This is a genomic window from Microbacterium sp. 22296 (assembly GCF_052045385.1).
In the GTDB taxonomy this organism is placed as follows: Bacteria; Actinomycetota; Actinomycetes; order Actinomycetales; family Microbacteriaceae; genus Microbacterium.
Map to the genome: position 1 here is coordinate 32,251 of NZ_JBQEOS010000011.1, position 14,978 is coordinate 47,228.

A 14,978-nucleotide genomic window follows, 5' to 3' on the forward strand; every position below is an offset into this window, starting at 1 on the left:
GTTCGGTGGCTTCGACAGGCTCAGCCACCTCGCATCTCGGGTCCCTGAGCTTGTCGAAGGGCCCGGGTCCCGCGCTTCGCGAGGTCCCTGAGCTTGTCGAAGGGCCGGGGGCCCGCGGGGGGTTCGGTGGCTTCGACAGGCTGAGCCACCTCGCATCTCGGGTCCCTGAGCTTGTCGAAGGGCCGGGTCCCGCGCTTCGCGAGGTCCCTGAGCTTGTCGAAGGGCCGGGGACCCGCGGGCATCCGGCGGCTTCGACAAGCTCAGCCACCCGACCCGCGGCGCGTCAGGCAGCGACGGCCGCGCGTGCCGCGAGGAGTTCGAGCGTCTGCACGCGCCCCTCGAAGCCCTCGCCGTCGTAGGCGCCCGCCACGGGCGACACCATGATCTCGTCCACGCCGTGCTGCGCGGCGAAGGCGGCGAGCTGGCCCTGCACGTCGATGCCCGTGCCGACGAACCACTTCTGCCGCGTCGAGGCCATGAGCGACTCCGCCATCGCGTCGAAGGGGTCGGCCTTGGCCTGCTCGATCGTCTCGAGCGGCACCATCGGCCGGTTCGTGCGCAGGCGCGCCATCATGCGCAGCTGCGGCAGGGCGCGCTCCTCGGCCTCGTCGGCGTTGGGGGCGGCCACGACGTTCGCCGTGACGAAGGTGCGCGGGCCCTCGCCCGACTCGTTCGGCACGAACTGGTCGCGATACAGCCGCAGGGCGTGGTCGAGCCCCTCGCCCGAGAAATGGTTCGCGAACACATAGGGCAGACCGAAGCTCGCCGCCAGCTGCGCGGAGTAGTCGCTCGATCCGAGCAGCCACACCTGCGGCATCCCTGATGCAGCGGGCGTCGCCCTCACCTGATACTCGGTGCCCGAGGTGAAACGCACCGTCGCGCCCTCGGGCGAGGTGAGCGCCATGATGTCGGTCACGTGGTCGGGGAAGCGCGAGACGTCGCTGGTCGTGCCCGAGCGGTTCAGAAGCTGCGTGATGACCGGGTCGCTGCCGGGGGCGCGCCCGATGCCGAGGTCGATGCGTCCGGGCGCGATCGCCTCGAGGGCCGCGAACTGCTCGGCCACGATGAGCGGGGAATGGTTCGGCAGCATGACACCGCCGGAGCCCACGCGGATGCGGTTCGTGCGGGCGGCCGCCGCGGCGATGAGCACGGGGGGAGTGGTGGAGGCCACCGAGGGCATGTTGTGGTGCTCGGCGAACCAGTAGCGGCGATAGCCGAGCCGATCGGCGACCTCGACCAGGTCGAGGGCGGCGCTCACCGCCTGCGCGCTGGTCTGCCCGCTGCGGACGGGGACGAGGTCGAGCACGGAGAGAGCGGGGGAAACGTCAGACACACCGGATGCAACGGCGCGGCGGTGAGGCCTATTCCTCTCGGGTGCGTCACCACTCGGCATCCGTCCCCAGGTTTCTCTCAGGAAAATCCCGTGACGAATGCGCTCCTCACCGCGTCTCATCTATGACATCGCGGAACACACGGTTCCGGAAACGACGGAAGGAAGCGAACATGGCCGAGAACATCACCACCGCCACCCCCACGCCCGCCACGAAGGACGGCGGCTCGACCGTCATCGTCGACGCCGTCGTCGCCAAGGTCGCCGGCATCGCTGCGGCCGAGGTCCCCGGTGTGCACGCCCTCGGTGGCGGCGCCGCTCGCGTCATCGGCAACATCCGTCAGGCCGTGGGCGCCAAGGACCACGCCCAGGGCGTGAGCGTCGAGGTCGGCGAGACCGAGGTCGCCGCCGACATCGCGATCCAGGTGGACTACCCCGAGCAGCTGCAGCGCGTGGCGTCCAACGTCCGCTCGGCCGTGCACCAGGCCATCACCGAGCTCGTGGGCATGAAGGTCGCCGAGATCAACGTGACCGTGGTCGACGTCTTCATCCCGGGCGACGACGACGAGGACGATGCCGACGAGCAGCGCGTCAACTGACATCCGTTCCGAGAGGGGCGTCACCGCGAGGTGGCGCCCCTTTTGCGTGCCCGGATGCCGTGACGCCGATCGGATACCGCCGATCACGCGATGCGCACGAGCCGCCCGGCGCGAGCCCGCCGCCGCGGGAGGGGAGCGGCGTCAGCCGCCGTGGCGCACGTGGTCGTAGGCGTCGAGTGCGCGCCTACGCGTCTCGCCGAGGTCGACCATCGGCTCCGGGGGGTTCTCGTCGAGATATTCGGGAGCCCACTCGCGCACGTATCGATCGTGCGAATCGAACTTCTTGCGCTGCGTCTCCGGGTTGAAGACACGGAAGTACGGGGCGGCGTCCGCGCCGGATCCCGCGACCCACTGCCAGTTGAACGGATTGCTCGCGGCATCCGCGTCGACGAGGCAGTCCCAGAACCACTGCTCGCCGTGACGCCAATCGATCAGCAGGTTCTTGATGAGGAAGGATGCCGTCACCATGCGCACCCGGTTGTGCATGACGCCGGTCTTCCAGAGCTGGCGCATCCCCGCATCCACGACGGCGACGCCGGTCTTGCCCCGCTGCCAGGCGTCGAGGTGCGAACGGTTCAGCTTCGGCCAGGGGAAGGCGTCGAAATTGCGTCGCCAGTTCACGGTGGCGATGTCGGGTGAGTGGTATGTCACGTGCCACGCGAACTCCCGCCAGACGACCTCCGAGAGGAACCCGCCCGCACTCTTCGCGTGCTCGCCCGAACCGCGGTGCTCGAGGGTGTCGTGCCAGACCTGGTACGGGCTGAGCTCACCCCATCGCAGACGCGGGGAGAGGTTCGAGGTCGCGCCACCGGCGAATTCGTCGCGGTACTTCGAGTAGTCGCCGAGATCCTCGTCGAGGAACTCCTTCAGGCGCGCCTTGGCCGCGGGCTCGCCCGGCTCCCACGTCTCGCGCAGGCCTCCGGCCCAATCGGGCTTCGTCGGCAAGAGGCCCCACGACGACAGGTCGTCGGAGTCGATGGATGCCGACACCCCGGGTACCTTGCGGGCTTCCGGCATGGGCGGACGCGGCGCGGGCAGCTTCTGCACCGCGCGGGAGAAGGGGCTGTACACGCCGTAGGGCTTGTCGGACTGCGTGCGCACGGTCCAGGGCTCGTACAGCAGGTTGGCCGCGAACGACGCCACGGTCACGCCGTCGTCGCGCAGTTTCTCCTTGATGCCGGCGTCGATGTCGCGCTCGACCCCGCCGTAGCGCCGGTTCCAGAACACGGCGCCGGCGCCGAGCTCGTCGACCAACGCCGGAAGCACCTTCGCCGCCTCCCCTCTGCGCAGCACGAGCGAGGAGCCGCGTTCGCTCAGGCGCTCGCCGAGGGATGCCAACGACCCGTGCAACCACCAGCGCGCAGCCCCGCCGATGAGGCGGACGCCGTCGGACTCCTCGTCGAGGATGTACAGCGCCACGATCGGTTCGTCGCGGTCGAGCGCCGCACGCAACGCCGGGTTGTCGGAGAGCCGGAGGTCGTCGCGGAACCAGACGATCGAGGGCGAAGACATCCCTCGACGCTATCCGCCGCGGCATCCCCGTTTTCGGGCTTGACACCGTCAGCGCCACCCGCGCCGCGCCTGCCCCGCGACCGCCGGCCGGGCCCCGCCGGCCGCGCCGACTTGGTCGCGAGATCACACGCCCGTGCCGAGGTCACCCGACGTGGGGTGACCGGATCGTGCGCTCTCGAGCCGATCGTGTGATCTCGCCGACTGCCGGATGCCGGGCGGAGGCGAAGCGGCCGGGAAGAGTCCGCTGCGCGTCAGAGATTCGAGACGTCGTGCCCCTTAGGCAGCGCCACGGCGAGACCGCCGGCGACGATGCGCGTGTAGATGCGCGTCGCCTCGCCGAACTCGTCGCCGTCCAGCTCGATCGGCTGCGCGGGGGCCGTCGCCAGCTCGATACCCGTGCCGCGGAGGTAGCGCACCGACGAGTCCTTGCGGCGCTCGAGCACACGGCGGCCGGCGCGGAACTTGCGCAGCACCGAGTTGTCCCACACGATCTTCCGCCAGACGCCGAGCCAGCCCCACATGCCGGTCGGCTGAAGAACGGCCACGTCGAGGCGACCGTCGACGATGGAGGCGTCGGGGATCAGCGCCACGCCGCCCTGCAGGGCACCGCAGTTGGCGAAGAGCACGCTGTGCACCTTCGCGGAGTGCAGGCGGTGACCGTTCAGCTGGTACATCACCCGGAACGGCTTCGCGCCGACAAGAGAGCGGGCGGCGCCGTCGACGTATGCCACCCAGCCCACCTGCTTCTTCAGCTCGGGGCGGGTGTTCTGGATCATCGCGGCGTCGAGGCCCATCCCGGCCATCACGACGAAACCGTGCTCCTCGACGTCGCCGTTGGCGCGACGGATGCGCGCGATGCCGGAGTCGGTCTTCTGCACGAAGCCGTCGAAGGTCGCGCGGATCATCGCGTCGCCGTCATCGAGCGGGAGGTTGAGGTTGCGCGCGAGCAGGTTGCCCGTGCCGCTGGGCACGATGGTCAGGGGCACGCCGGTGGAGGTGAGCGCCTCCGCTACGGCGCGGACGGTGCCGTCACCACCCGCCACGAGCACGGCATCCACCTTCTCGTCGAGGGCGGCGCGGGTGGCGTCGTCGCCGAGGTCGTCGACGGTCGTCTCGTAGAAGAGGGGCTCGGCCCAGCCGGCCTCGGCGGCCAGCTCGGCGACGCGCGCTCGGAGCGCCTCGGGCTCGACCTTCGTGGGGTTGTAGACGAGGGCGGCGCGCTTCTTCTGCGCCTCCTCGGCATCCATGGGCGCGTCATCGCCGTCGACGTCGACGCGCTGCGTCTTGCCGGGCAGCTCTTCCGACGAATCGGGCGCGATGTCGTCGGGCTGATGGATGACGTCGTCGGGCTCGGCGGCATCCTTGGGGTCGGGAACGTTCTTGCGCGGGTGGTCGTCGATGTCGTCGCCGAGCCGGGCGGAGTGGAAGTGCTCGTCCGAACCCCCGGCTGCAGCGGCATCCGCCTTCACCTCGGCGGGAGCGTCGGCAGGGATCAGGGGGGATTCCGCGTCGTCACGCGGCTCGTCAGAGGCGGCCATGGCATCCACCCTAGGACCGACGCCCGCGGCGGGACCGGCCGGACGGGCGGGCTTGACGGGGGGATGCCGGAGCCGCATGCACCGCGTCGACCGGGCCGTCGTGCCGCGGTCGCGCCCGACCGGTTGAGGCTGCGCACGACGAAGCGATGTCGGATGCCGACCATAGTATGGACGCGTGATCGACCTGACTCTGCTGCGTGAAGATCCCGAGCTCGTGAAGCGCTCCCAGATCGCCCGCGGCGAGTCGCCGGATTCGGTGGACGCCGCCCTCGCCGCCGACCGCGACCGCCGCTCCGCCATCACCGCCTTCGAAGAGTTGCGCGCCGCGCAGAACGCGCACGGCAAGCGTGTCGCGCAGGCGCCGAAAGAAGAGAAGGCCGCCCTCGTGGCCGAGGCGAAGCAGCTGAGTGAACAGGTCAAGTCGGCGCAGCACGCGGTCGGCGAGGCCGAGGCCGCCGCCGACGCGGCGCTGGCGAAGATCGAGAACATCGTCATCGAGGGCGTGCCCGCGGGCGGCGAAGAGAACTTCGTCACGCTCCGCACCCACGGCGAGATCCCCGCGTACGACTTCGAACCGCTCGACCACCTCGCCCTCGGCGAGAAGCTCGGCGCGATCGACATGGAGCGCGGCACCAAGGTGTCGGGCAGCCGCTTCTATTTCCTCACCGGCATCGGTGCGCGCCTCGAGCTCGCGTTGATGACCCTGGCGCTGGACCGCGCGCTGCAGGCCGGGTTCACCCCGATGATCCCCCCGACGCTCGTGCGTCCCGAGGTCATGCGCGGCACCGGCTTCCTCGGCCAGCACGCCGACGAGGTGTACCACCTGCCGAAGGAAGACCTCTACCTGGTGGGCACCAGCGAGGTTCCGCTCGCCGGCTACCACATGGACGAGATCCTCGACTTCGAGCGGGGGCCGAAGCGCTACGCGGGCTGGTCCACCTGCTATCGCAGCGAGGCGGGCTCGTACGGCAAAGACACCCGCGGCATCATCCGGGTGCACCAGTTCAACAAGCTCGAGATGTTCGTCTACATCGACCCGGCCGATGCCGAGTCCGAGCACGACCGCCTGGTCGCGATGCAGGAAGCCATGCTGCAGGACCTCGGCCTCGCCTACCGCGTGATCGATGTCGCCGCCGGTGACCTGGGCTCCAGTGCCGCGCGAAAGTTCGACATCGAGGCGTGGGTGCCCACGCAAGACGCCTACCGCGAGCTCACCAGCACGTCCAACTGCACGACCTACCAGGCGCGTCGCCTCGAGACCCGGTTCCGGCCCGAGGGCGGGGGCAAGACCCAACCCGTCGCGACGCTGAACGGCACGCTCGCGACCACCCGCTGGATCGTCGCCCTGCTCGAGACGCACCAGCGCGAAGACGGATCGGTCGCGGTGCCCGAGGTGCTGCGGCCGTACCTCGGCGGGCTCGAGGTCATGGAGCCGATCGCGTGACCGACGAGGCCGCTCTCCCCGACACCGGCGCCGTCGACAGCGCGCCGAAGCAGGAGGCGGCCGACGTCGTCGCCGCCCTGGCAGACGACGCCCCTGTCGGACGGATGCTCATCGCCCTCGACATCGACGGCACCGTGCTCCTCGAAGACGACACCCTCAGCCCCGGTGTCGTCGAAGCGGTGACGGATGCCGCCGAGGCGGGCCACGAGGTCATGCTCGCCACCGGGCGCAGCTGGGACAGCACGCACACGATCATGGACCGTCTCGGCATCCGTCCCGAGTACGCGGTGTGCTCCAACGGTGCGGTGATCATGCGACGCGTCAGCGACGAGGACTCCGATTCGTACGAACGGGCCCACGTCGAGACGTTCGACCCCACCGAGGTGCTGGCGTTGCTGGGCGAGCACCTTGCCGGCGCGCACTTCCTGGTCGAGTTGCCCGATGGCACACGACTGTTCACCGACTACCTCGACGACTGGAACCTCGTCGGCGCCAACCGGGTGCCGTTCGAGCGCCTGTCGGATCAGGCGGTCTGCCGTGTCGTGGTGGTCGCTCCCGAGCAGACCGACCAGGACTTCCTGCAGCTCGTCGAGCGCATCGGCCTCAGCCAGGTCTCTTACGCGATCGGGTGGACGGCCTGGCTCGACATCGCCCCGCAGGGCGTCGACAAGTCGACCGCGCTCGAGCGGGTGCGCGCCTGGCTCGACATCGCGCCCGAACGGGTGCTCGTCATGGGTGACGGGCGCAACGACATCGAGATGATGCACTGGGCCGTGCGCAACGGCGGCCGGGCGATCGCGATGCACCAGGGTCCGCCCGAGGTGCATGCCGCGGCCGGCGAAGTGGGACTGTCGGTCAGCGAGGGCGGTGTCGCCGCCGCGCTCCGCTCGCTCTGACACGAGGCGTGCGCGTCGGCACTCTGTTCCCGGTCCCGACTCGCCACCCCTGATCCTCGCGTCGGCCGCCGAGCCGGTCGCGGTGGGGCCCGACCCCGATCGTCCTCAGCGCCCCCACGCCTCGCGCACCGCCGCGCGCAGCGTCCGCCCGTCCGCCCGGTGGAGTTCGCGCCGACTGCGTTCGTATGCCGCGCGCGCGGCATCCTGGAACACCCCGGCGCGAGCGGGGGCGGTCGCCGCGAGCGAGGCGAGGCACTTCTGCAGCCTCACCTGCACCTCGACGTCGGCCGCGCCGTCGCGCGCCAGGGGGCGGAAGGCGTCGTCGACCAGGTCGGCGAGTGACGGCGCGCGGACGAAGACCCGGTCGTACTCGACCCCCGTGGAGGTCGGAGTGGTCAGACCGCGGGTGAAGACCCGCTGCAGCGCGGCCATCACGTCGATCGCGGTCCCCGGGTCGTTGGTCGCGGCGGACAGGGCGCGGCTGCCGATCTCGGTCAGGGCGATGACACCGAACCGCGGATCCTGCTCGAACGTGCGGTGGTGCTCGATGCGGAAGGCTCGACGGATGCCGGCACGGACGGCATCGTCGACGTCCCCGGCGACGACGGCGAGGGGCACGCGGGCATCGGCGATGCGCCCGGGGGTCGCTCGCACGTGCACCTCGATCTCGTGCTGCTTCGCGAGGCGGTCGAGGCCGGCGACGTCGATGTGCGTGACGTATCCGACCTTCTCGGCGTGCACGGCGGCGGCATCCGCGGGCTCGATGACGGCCGGACGTGCGCCGAGAGTCGGCGACTCCGCGTGCAGCTCAAGCGAGATGGTCGCGGCCTTCTCGACGCGATCGATGACATCCGCCATGCGCCCGAACGTCGACAGGTGCGAGATCCATCTCAGCAGAGTGAAGACCACGAGCGCGATGACCACCAGGGTCGCGACGAACAGGATGGTGCGCCCCTGCGGCTCGTAGTAGCCGGTCGAGAGGGCGACGATTCCGACGAGCGAGAAGGTGAACGCCCCGATGAAGGTCGAAACGGCGTTCTGCGACGTGGGGTCGGCGATGAGCAGCGGAGTCGAACGCGGGGTCGCGGTGGTCGTGGCCGCCGAGAACGCGGTGACCATCGCCGTCACCGAGAAGGTGCTGACGGTGAGCATCGCCGTGGCGATGATCTGCAGCAGCGAGCCCACGGAGTTCTGGGCGAGATCGATCCCGAACTCGAACGGCAGGAGGGGGCCGAGATAGTTGGCCGCCAGGGCGACCACGACGGCGATGAGGGTGAACGACGCCGCCCGCACCCACACCTGTCTCCCGAGGCGGAGGAAGAAGGATGCCAGGGAGCTGCGCGTCGATGTGGCCATTCCGCTGACGATATCCCGTCGGGTGCCGGGCGGTTCGGGGCTGGACGGCCAGGACGCGCAGCATCTCCCGCCCGACACGTTGGCGAAACGTCCCGCAACTTGTCGGACATGTGTCGGTGTCAGGGTCTGAGCATCCCCTTCGATCGGATGCCGAAAGTCCCCCGTGGTTGACGATCGTTCCCGTCTCACTCGAGGAGCCTGCGCACGCATGTCCACGACCACATCTCCCCGCCGATCGAGGATGCGCCGATTCGGCGTCGTCCTCGTGGCGGCCTTCGCCCTCTTCGGGCCGCTCTGCGTCGCGCCCGCGGCGCACGCCGCCCCGCCGGCCGCCGTCCTCACCGTGGACGTCGCGTCCCCGACCGCCGCGGTGGGCGACACCGTCGTCGTGACCGTCAGCGGATCGGGCGTCAGCGACCTGTACGCGTACGACCTCGTGCTGTCCGCCGACGATCTCCTTCTCGAGCCGACGGGCGACGACCCGACCGGACCGGACGGGGGCTTCACCTCCGCCGTCGCCGCGCCGGGAGAGGTGACGATCACCCACACGCGCCTCGGCACATCGCCCGGACTGTCGAGCACCGGCCGGATCGTTCTCGCGAGCGTGCCGGTGCGCGTGCTCGCCGTCGGCACGGCGCGCATCGAACTCTCGGCCGCGCGTCTGGTCTCGTCGACGGGTGAGGTGTCGACCAGCGCCGCCGGGGCGTCGGCGACGCTCTCCCTCACCGCGGTCCCCGCGCCGACACCGTCGCCGACCGCGACACCGTCGCCGACCGCCACCGCGACGCCGACCCCGACCCCGACCCCGACCCCGACCGCGACGGCGACCCCCGCACCGACGGCATCCGCGTCGCCGCCGCCGACCGGGTCGGCCGCCGCGGGGTCCGGAGGGTCCGCCCTCGCGACGACCGGTGCCGACGCTGCCGCCTGGCTGACATCCGGCGCGGTCGGTGTCGTGCTCCTCGCCGCCGGAGGTCTGCTGGTCGCCCGTCGCCGTCAGGGGGTGCGCGAGTGAGCGCCCGCCCTTCGTCCGCCCCGTCTCGTGAAGGATCCGTCATGACCCCCCTGTCCCGACGTGCCCTCGCGGTCGCGACCGCTCTCGGCGTCGTCGCAGCCGGTGCTCTCGTCGCTCCCGCCGCCGCCACCGCGGCACCGGCGCCCACGGCGGCACCGTTCCTCGCGCCGTACTACACGGAGCTCGACCTCACCGGCGACGACCAGGTGACCGAGGCCGATCTCGGCATGCTCGCCGCGGGGATCGGGCTCACGTCCGACGATGCCGGATGGTCGGATGCCGCGGCCGCCGACCTGGACGACGACGGTGCCGTCACGGCATCCGATCTCGCTCTGCTCTCGCAGCGCGTGATCTACGACGACGGTCCGTTCGAGCTCGTGGAGGCCGACACCGTGTCGATGCAGGCCGCCATGAACGCGGGCGTGGTCACCTCGGTGTCGCTCACGCAGCAGTACCTCGACCGCATCGCGGCCTACGACAAGGTGGTACGGCAGGACGGAGGGCGTCCGCTGAACTCCATCATCACCACGAGCACGGTGGCGCTGCAGGCTGCGGCCGAGGCCGACGCCGTGCGCGCCGAGAAGGGGATGACGAGCATGCTCCTCGGCATCCCGGTCGCCCTCAAAGACAACTACAACACCGTCGACATGCCGACCACGGCCGGCTGCGGATGCTGGAACGCGAACCAGACGACCACGGATGCGACCATGGTCGAGGGTCTGCGCGCCGACGGCGCCGTCATCGTGGCGAAGGCCTCGATGGACGAGTTCGCCATCAACCTGTCGTCGCAGTGGTCGGCCCTCCAGCCGGCGGGCACGGCGCTGACCGTGTCGAGCCCATACGACACCACGAAGACCTCGGGCGGCTCCAGCGGCGGCACCGGCGCCGCGATCGCCGCCAACCTCGCGGGGCTCGGCTTCGGCACCGACACGGGCGGCTCGATCCGCATCCCGTCGACGTACAACCAGCTCGTGGGCGTGCGTCCCACGGTCGGCCTCGCCAGCCGCGACGGCATCGTGCCCCTCGCGCTGTCGCAGGACACCGGAGGACCGATGGCCCGCTCGGTGCTCGACGCGACGGTCGCCCTCGACGCCGTCGTGGGCCAGGACGCCGGCGACCCCGTCACGGCCCGGCAGGAGGGCAAGGTCCCCGACACCTACACGTCGTACCTCGACGCGGACGCGCTCGCGGGAAAGAAGATCGGCTACATCGCGTCGATGCTCGGCACCGACCCGATCACGCAGCGCCTGTTCACCCAGGCGCGGGCCTCGCTCGAAGCGCGGGGCGCCACGGTGGTCGAGGTGACCGCGCCCGAGGGCTTCGCCGCGATCGTGGGCGAGGGCAGCGGCAGCGGTCCGGAATTCAACCACGACCTGAACGACTACATCGCCGCGTACCTCAACCCCGCGGTGACGACCCGGAGCCTGCTCGAGATCTCGCAGTCGCCGAACATCGTGCCCGGCCGCGCCGAGAGCCCCTACGGCGCACGCGCCGCCATCACCGAGGAGACCTACCAGGCCTGGGCGGGCCCCGAGGGGACGCACACCCTGCAGCTGGCGCGCGGCAAGCAGATCATGACCGCGCTGATGGATGACCAGGACCTGGATGCCGTGATCTACCCGAGCGGCAACCCCTACTCCACGATCGGCACGAACATGCGTCTGAGCCCCAACACCGGGCTCCCCGCGGTGACCGTGCCGATGGGCCAGGGTATGGCGGGGGAGGCCTCGACCGGGGGAGTGAACCTCGAGTTCCTCGGGCGCGACTTCGCCGAGGGTCCGCTCCTCGGTCTCGCCTACTCGTTCGAGCAGGCGACGCACGCCCGGACGACGCCGGCGGCGTACGGTCCGCTCGGCTGACCCGTGCGGCGGCTCNCCGCCGGGCACGCGGCCGCGTGCGACCCGAGCTCGCTCCTCGGTAGACTCGGGGCGTCCGGGAGGGTTGTCCGAGCGGCCGATGGACCTGGTCTTGAAAACCAGTGGGCAGCAATGTCCCGTGGGTTCGAATCCCACACCCTCCGCAACGACGGAAGCGGCTCCCGCAGGGGGCCGCTTCCGTCGTTAAGACCGGCTGAGCGGGATGAGAACGTCGTTGGGCCCACGCCGCCGGAGGCTCCGCGCGTCGCGGAGCGACGCGTGGAGGGGCGGTGGGGAGAATCCCACACCCTCCGCCGGATTAGCGCTGCAGCGGCGAAGCGGTCGAGCCCCGCACGTTCAGGCGCGGGCTGAGGATCACGCGGTGGATCGGCCGGTCCGGGTCTTCCATCCGACGCGCGACGAGGTCGATGGCCGCTTCGCCGACGGCGCGCCGGGGCGGGGCCACGGCGGTCAGCGCGGGTGAGAAGAGCTCGGCGATCTCGTCGTCGTACGCGACGATCGACAGGTCGCCCGGCACCGAGATGCCGCGGTTGAGGGCGAGGTCCACGAAGGCCATGGCCTCGGGGTCGGAGTGCACCACCAGGGCCGTGACGCCGTTGGTGAGTGCCGCGTCGAGGGTCGCGTCGACGACCGCGGAGAATTCGGGGCTGGTGCGGGGAGGCAGCATCGATTCGAAATGGTCGCTCGGGGTCAGGTCCAGCTCGATGCAGGCGGCATGCCACCCCGCCGTGATCTTGCGCGAGGTGGGGGAGTCGCGCGAGATGATGAGGCCCACGCGACGGTGGCCCAGCGCGGCGAGGTGTCGCGCGGCCAGGACGGCGCCGAGGGCGTGGTCGGTGGTGACAGACTCCACGGGTGCGCCACCGGGCAAGGCCGTCGCCTCCCGTTCGACGAGCACGCTGGGTACGCCCGTGTCGATGAGCCACTGCACGACGTCCTGGGCGTGCGCGGTGTCGGTGTTCGGGGCCACGATCAGGCCGCGCACGCCATCGGTGTGGACGAGACGCTCGAGCACGGGCCGCTCGTCCTGCAGCTCGTACGAGGCTCCGCGCAAGACGACACCCAGGCCGAGACGGGCGGCGGCGGCCTCCGCGCCGCGCACGACCCCGGGCCAGTAGTAGTTCAGCGACGGCACCAGCATGGCGACGGATGCCGTCGGTGCGACGGATACCGGCGGGGCTGCGTCCGAGGCCGGAGCCGAGAGACCGGCCGCGGGTGCGACGGCGCCCCCGTGCACGCGCTCCAGCAGGCCCTCGGATTCCATCTGCGCCAGATCGCGCCGCAACGTGACGGGAGCGACCCCCAACTCGTCGACGAGCTGGGACACACGTACGGCGCCTTCGCGATGGAGGATGGCTAGAACGTGGGTGCGTCGTTCGGCGGCGAGAGGGGCCGCAGCCTGATTCGTCATCGGGTTTCCTCGGTGGTTGCAGGGTATGTTTCGAAGGTTACGACCACGTCGGGGCGGTCGGAGACGTCGAGCTCGAGACGGGTGAGGCGTGCGCCCCACACCTCGGTGAGCAGGGGGTCCACCAGGTCGCGTCGCGTCACGGTGCTCCTCACGCCCGCAGGCCAGCGGATGACGACGGGGAACGCGCCGGCGAGCGGCTCGACGTGCGCTTTCGCGCCGGTGGCGTCGACGTCCACTTTGCCAGCGAGCACGAGGTGCCATCGGTGAGCCGCTCCGACGGCGCTGCGCCATTTGTCGCGAACCAGGACGCGGCCGTCGGCGAACGAGACGTGACGCCGCCAGGACGCGGCCGTTCCGTCGGGGTAGGCCCCGGCCAGGTCGGCGGACCACTCGACGATCGCCTCGTCGAGGGTGACGGTGACATCGCGGGCTCGGTAGTCGGAACCGGGACTCTGCTGCCGTCCGGCGATCACGGGTGCGTTGTGCCAGGCGCTCTGCATCGTCCAGATGTCGTATCGATCCGGTCCGAAGGTCTGCTTCGTGTACGTCGGCCTCCCGACGTCGACGACGACGGGAACGCCGTCGGAGGCGATGACGAAGCTGCCGACGTCGTTGTGATTGTGGTGCTCGCCGTTGTGGCCGCCCTTCACCGCCACGGTGAGACCGGCGGTCGAGCCGCTCCGCCCGCGCGCGAGAAGCACTTCGGTGGACGGTAGCCACACGCGGCCGACGAGCGGCGCCGGCGCGGCGGTCGCCTCGATCCAGTCGGTGTCCGTGATACCGCGGAGAAGCCGGCCCAGCCCGAAGGTCTCGGTCGCGGCGGGTATCCCGCGGCCGCGGTGGCTTGCTGCGTGCGCGACGGCATCCCGATCCCCGGCGGCCCGCGCGCTGCGGTGCAGCGCGTGCCAGGGCTGGTCGCTCGGCGGCTTGGCCTGTCCGTCCGCGAGATTGAGGTACCAATCGCCGCCGAGGTGCGAGCGGTGCGGGAAGGCGACGGTCGCCGCCAGCGCCGGTACGTGGGCTGCATCGAGGTGGCCCTCCGTGGCGAAGGACACCATCTCGAGCGCTTCCAGTGCCCGGCATGCGCCGTTCCACCAGTATCCGTACCCCTCGTCGATGGCGCCGTCGAGGGGGAGGGCGGTGACGTACCTGTCCATGCCCTCGAGGGCGAGGGCGATGATGCCGCAGCGCCGTTCGCTCTCCTCCGGGGCGTCGAGCAGGCGGAGCGCCGCCGTGATCACGTTGCCGTGGATCCAGGGGTTCCAGTTGTGGACGTCGCCGTCGAGACCGATCCAGTGCCAGTCCCTGCGCGTCTGGAACGGGTCGAGGACGCGTCGGCGAACCTCATGGCGGATGCGTGCGCGGACTCCGGGGTACGCCGCCTCCAGTGCCTCGCCCAGCACGTGGTCGACCCAGGCGAGCTGCGCTGCCACCTCTCCGGCGCCGAGATCGAGGAACGGCTTCTCCGGGAGGGCGAGAACGGAGCCTGAGGCGAGGGCGTCGTCGTGTGCCGGCCAGCACCACGAGGTCTGCTCGCAGAGGAGCCACACGCCGTCCAGCACCTCGTCGAGCCAACGTCGTTCCGCCGTGACCGCCGCGGCGACGACCGCACGGCTGAGCCGTCGCTGACGTTCGAAGACGACCGACTCCCAGCTGTCCCGATCCCCGTCGCCGTGCACGCGCGCCGCTGCGCTCGCGAGAGCGACCTGCCACGCGGTCCCGACATCGTGCGAAGCCCGCGCGAGCACCGCCGCCACGGCGGACCTATCGACGCTTCCCTCTGCGCCCCACACGTCGCGATCGCTCGCGGGCGCGACGGGGAGGGCGTCCTCGGGTCGGCGCAGGGTCCGGCGCAAGGTGTCCGCGAGTCTCTCGCTGACGCCGACGGCATCCTGAGCGTGCCAGTGCGCAGCGAGAGCGCCGGAGAACTCGGTGTGCGGAAAAGGGGTGAGCGTCATCGGTCCCATCCTTGAAACGATCAGAAGCGATCATAACAAAAT

At 70.9% G+C, this 14,978-nt stretch carries 11 protein-coding genes and 1 tRNA gene; 6 read left to right on the top strand and 6 right to left on the bottom strand.

Features of this window, described 5'->3' with window-relative positions:
- Positions 1-283: 283 nt before the first annotated feature.
- Positions 284-1,333: an LLM class flavin-dependent oxidoreductase gene (locus ACTJJP_RS15815; protein WP_440775941.1), complete on the bottom strand. Its 1,050-nt coding sequence runs from the start codon at positions 1,331-1,333 to the stop codon at positions 284-286.
- 170 nt (positions 1,334-1,503) lie between these two features.
- Between ACTJJP_RS15815 and ACTJJP_RS15820 the strand changes: the two genes are divergently transcribed.
- A complete protein-coding gene (locus ACTJJP_RS15820; RefSeq protein ID WP_440775942.1) occupies positions 1,504-1,929 on the top strand; it encodes an Asp23/Gls24 family envelope stress response protein in 426 nt (141 codons plus the stop codon).
- A 141-nt stretch (positions 1,930-2,070) separates the two neighbouring features.
- Here the strand turns inward: ACTJJP_RS15820 and ACTJJP_RS15825 are convergent, their stop codons facing one another.
- Both ACTJJP_RS15825 and ACTJJP_RS15830 read right to left on the bottom strand, forming a co-directional pair.
- Positions 2,071-3,441 carry a cryptochrome/photolyase family protein gene (locus ACTJJP_RS15825; protein WP_440775943.1) on the bottom strand — a complete coding sequence of 457 codons (1,371 nt, stop codon included), beginning with the start codon at positions 3,439-3,441 and terminating at the stop codon, positions 2,071-2,073.
- Positions 3,442-3,692: 251 nt separating this feature from the next.
- Positions 3,693-4,979 carry a diacylglycerol/lipid kinase family protein gene (locus tag ACTJJP_RS15830; RefSeq protein ID WP_440775944.1) on the bottom strand — a complete coding sequence of 429 codons (1,287 nt, stop codon included), beginning with the start codon at positions 4,977-4,979 and terminating at the stop codon, positions 3,693-3,695.
- 175 nt (positions 4,980-5,154) lie between these two features.
- Between ACTJJP_RS15830 and serS the strand changes: the two genes are divergently transcribed.
- Positions 5,155-6,423, top strand: a complete 1,269-nt coding sequence (gene serS / locus ACTJJP_RS15835) for a serine--tRNA ligase (protein ID WP_440775945.1) — start codon at positions 5,155-5,157, stop codon at positions 6,421-6,423.
- Entirely contained in the window at positions 6,420-7,319 is a 900-nt protein-coding gene (locus ACTJJP_RS15840; RefSeq protein WP_440775946.1) for an HAD family hydrolase, read from the top strand. Before serS ends, ACTJJP_RS15840 begins: the two co-directional genes overlap by 4 nt.
- Positions 7,320-7,424: 105 nt before the next feature.
- Here ACTJJP_RS15840 and ACTJJP_RS15845 read toward each other — a convergent pair whose 3' ends face one another.
- Positions 7,425-8,675, bottom strand: a complete 1,251-nt coding sequence (locus ACTJJP_RS15845; RefSeq protein WP_440775947.1) for a DUF2254 domain-containing protein — start codon at positions 8,673-8,675, stop codon at positions 7,425-7,427.
- Between the two features lie 208 nt (positions 8,676-8,883).
- Between ACTJJP_RS15845 and ACTJJP_RS15850 the strand changes: the two genes are divergently transcribed.
- From ACTJJP_RS15850 to ACTJJP_RS15860, 3 genes are all read left to right on the top strand, one after another.
- Entirely contained in the window at positions 8,884-9,690 is an 807-nt protein-coding gene (locus ACTJJP_RS15850) for a cohesin domain-containing protein (protein ID WP_440775948.1), read from the top strand.
- A gap of 41 nt (positions 9,691-9,731) precedes the next feature.
- A complete protein-coding gene (locus ACTJJP_RS15855) occupies positions 9,732-11,549 on the top strand; it encodes an amidase family protein (protein ID WP_440775949.1) in 1,818 nt (605 codons plus the stop codon).
- A gap of 76 nt (positions 11,550-11,625) precedes the next feature.
- A tRNA-Ser gene (locus ACTJJP_RS15860) sits at positions 11,626-11,710 on the top strand.
- A gap of 155 nt (positions 11,711-11,865) precedes the next feature.
- On the opposite strand, the gene ACTJJP_RS15865 is transcribed toward ACTJJP_RS15860, so the two are convergent.
- Together ACTJJP_RS15865 and ACTJJP_RS15870 are read right to left on the bottom strand one after the other, a co-directional pair.
- A complete protein-coding gene (locus tag ACTJJP_RS15865; RefSeq protein WP_440775950.1) occupies positions 11,866-12,978 on the bottom strand; it encodes a substrate-binding domain-containing protein in 1,113 nt (370 codons plus the stop codon).
- The gene (locus ACTJJP_RS15870) at positions 12,975-14,936 is read right to left on the bottom strand and encodes a heparinase II/III domain-containing protein (protein ID WP_440775951.1); all 1,962 of its coding nucleotides are present in this window, start codon (positions 14,934-14,936) and stop codon (positions 12,975-12,977) included. The genes ACTJJP_RS15865 and ACTJJP_RS15870 overlap by 4 nt, the downstream gene beginning before the upstream one ends.
- Between the last annotated feature and the right edge of the window lie 42 nt (positions 14,937-14,978).

Excerpts from the sequence above, each read along its gene's own strand:
- ACTJJP_RS15820 (WP_440775942.1), top strand. The coding sequence starts at position 1,504 with ATGGCCGAGAACATCACCACCGCCACCCCCACGCCCGCCACGAAGGAC.
- ACTJJP_RS15825 (WP_440775943.1), bottom strand. The coding sequence starts at position 3,441 with ATGTCTTCGCCCTCGATCGTCTGGTTCCGCGACGACCTCCGGCTCTCC.
- ACTJJP_RS15830 (WP_440775944.1), bottom strand. The coding sequence starts at position 4,979 with ATGGCCGCCTCTGACGAGCCGCGTGACGACGCGGAATCCCCCCTGATC.
- ACTJJP_RS15845 (WP_440775947.1), bottom strand. The coding sequence starts at position 8,675 with ATGGCCACATCGACGCGCAGCTCCCTGGCATCCTTCTTCCTCCGCCTC.
- ACTJJP_RS15850 (WP_440775948.1), top strand. The coding sequence starts at position 8,884 with ATGTCCACGACCACATCTCCCCGCCGATCGAGGATGCGCCGATTCGGC.
- ACTJJP_RS15855 (WP_440775949.1), top strand. The coding sequence starts at position 9,732 with ATGACCCCCCTGTCCCGACGTGCCCTCGCGGTCGCGACCGCTCTCGGC.
- ACTJJP_RS15865 (WP_440775950.1), bottom strand. The coding sequence starts at position 12,978 with ATGACGAATCAGGCTGCGGCCCCTCTCGCCGCCGAACGACGCACCCAC.
- ACTJJP_RS15870 (WP_440775951.1), bottom strand. The coding sequence starts at position 14,936 with ATGACGCTCACCCCTTTTCCGCACACCGAGTTCTCCGGCGCTCTCGCT.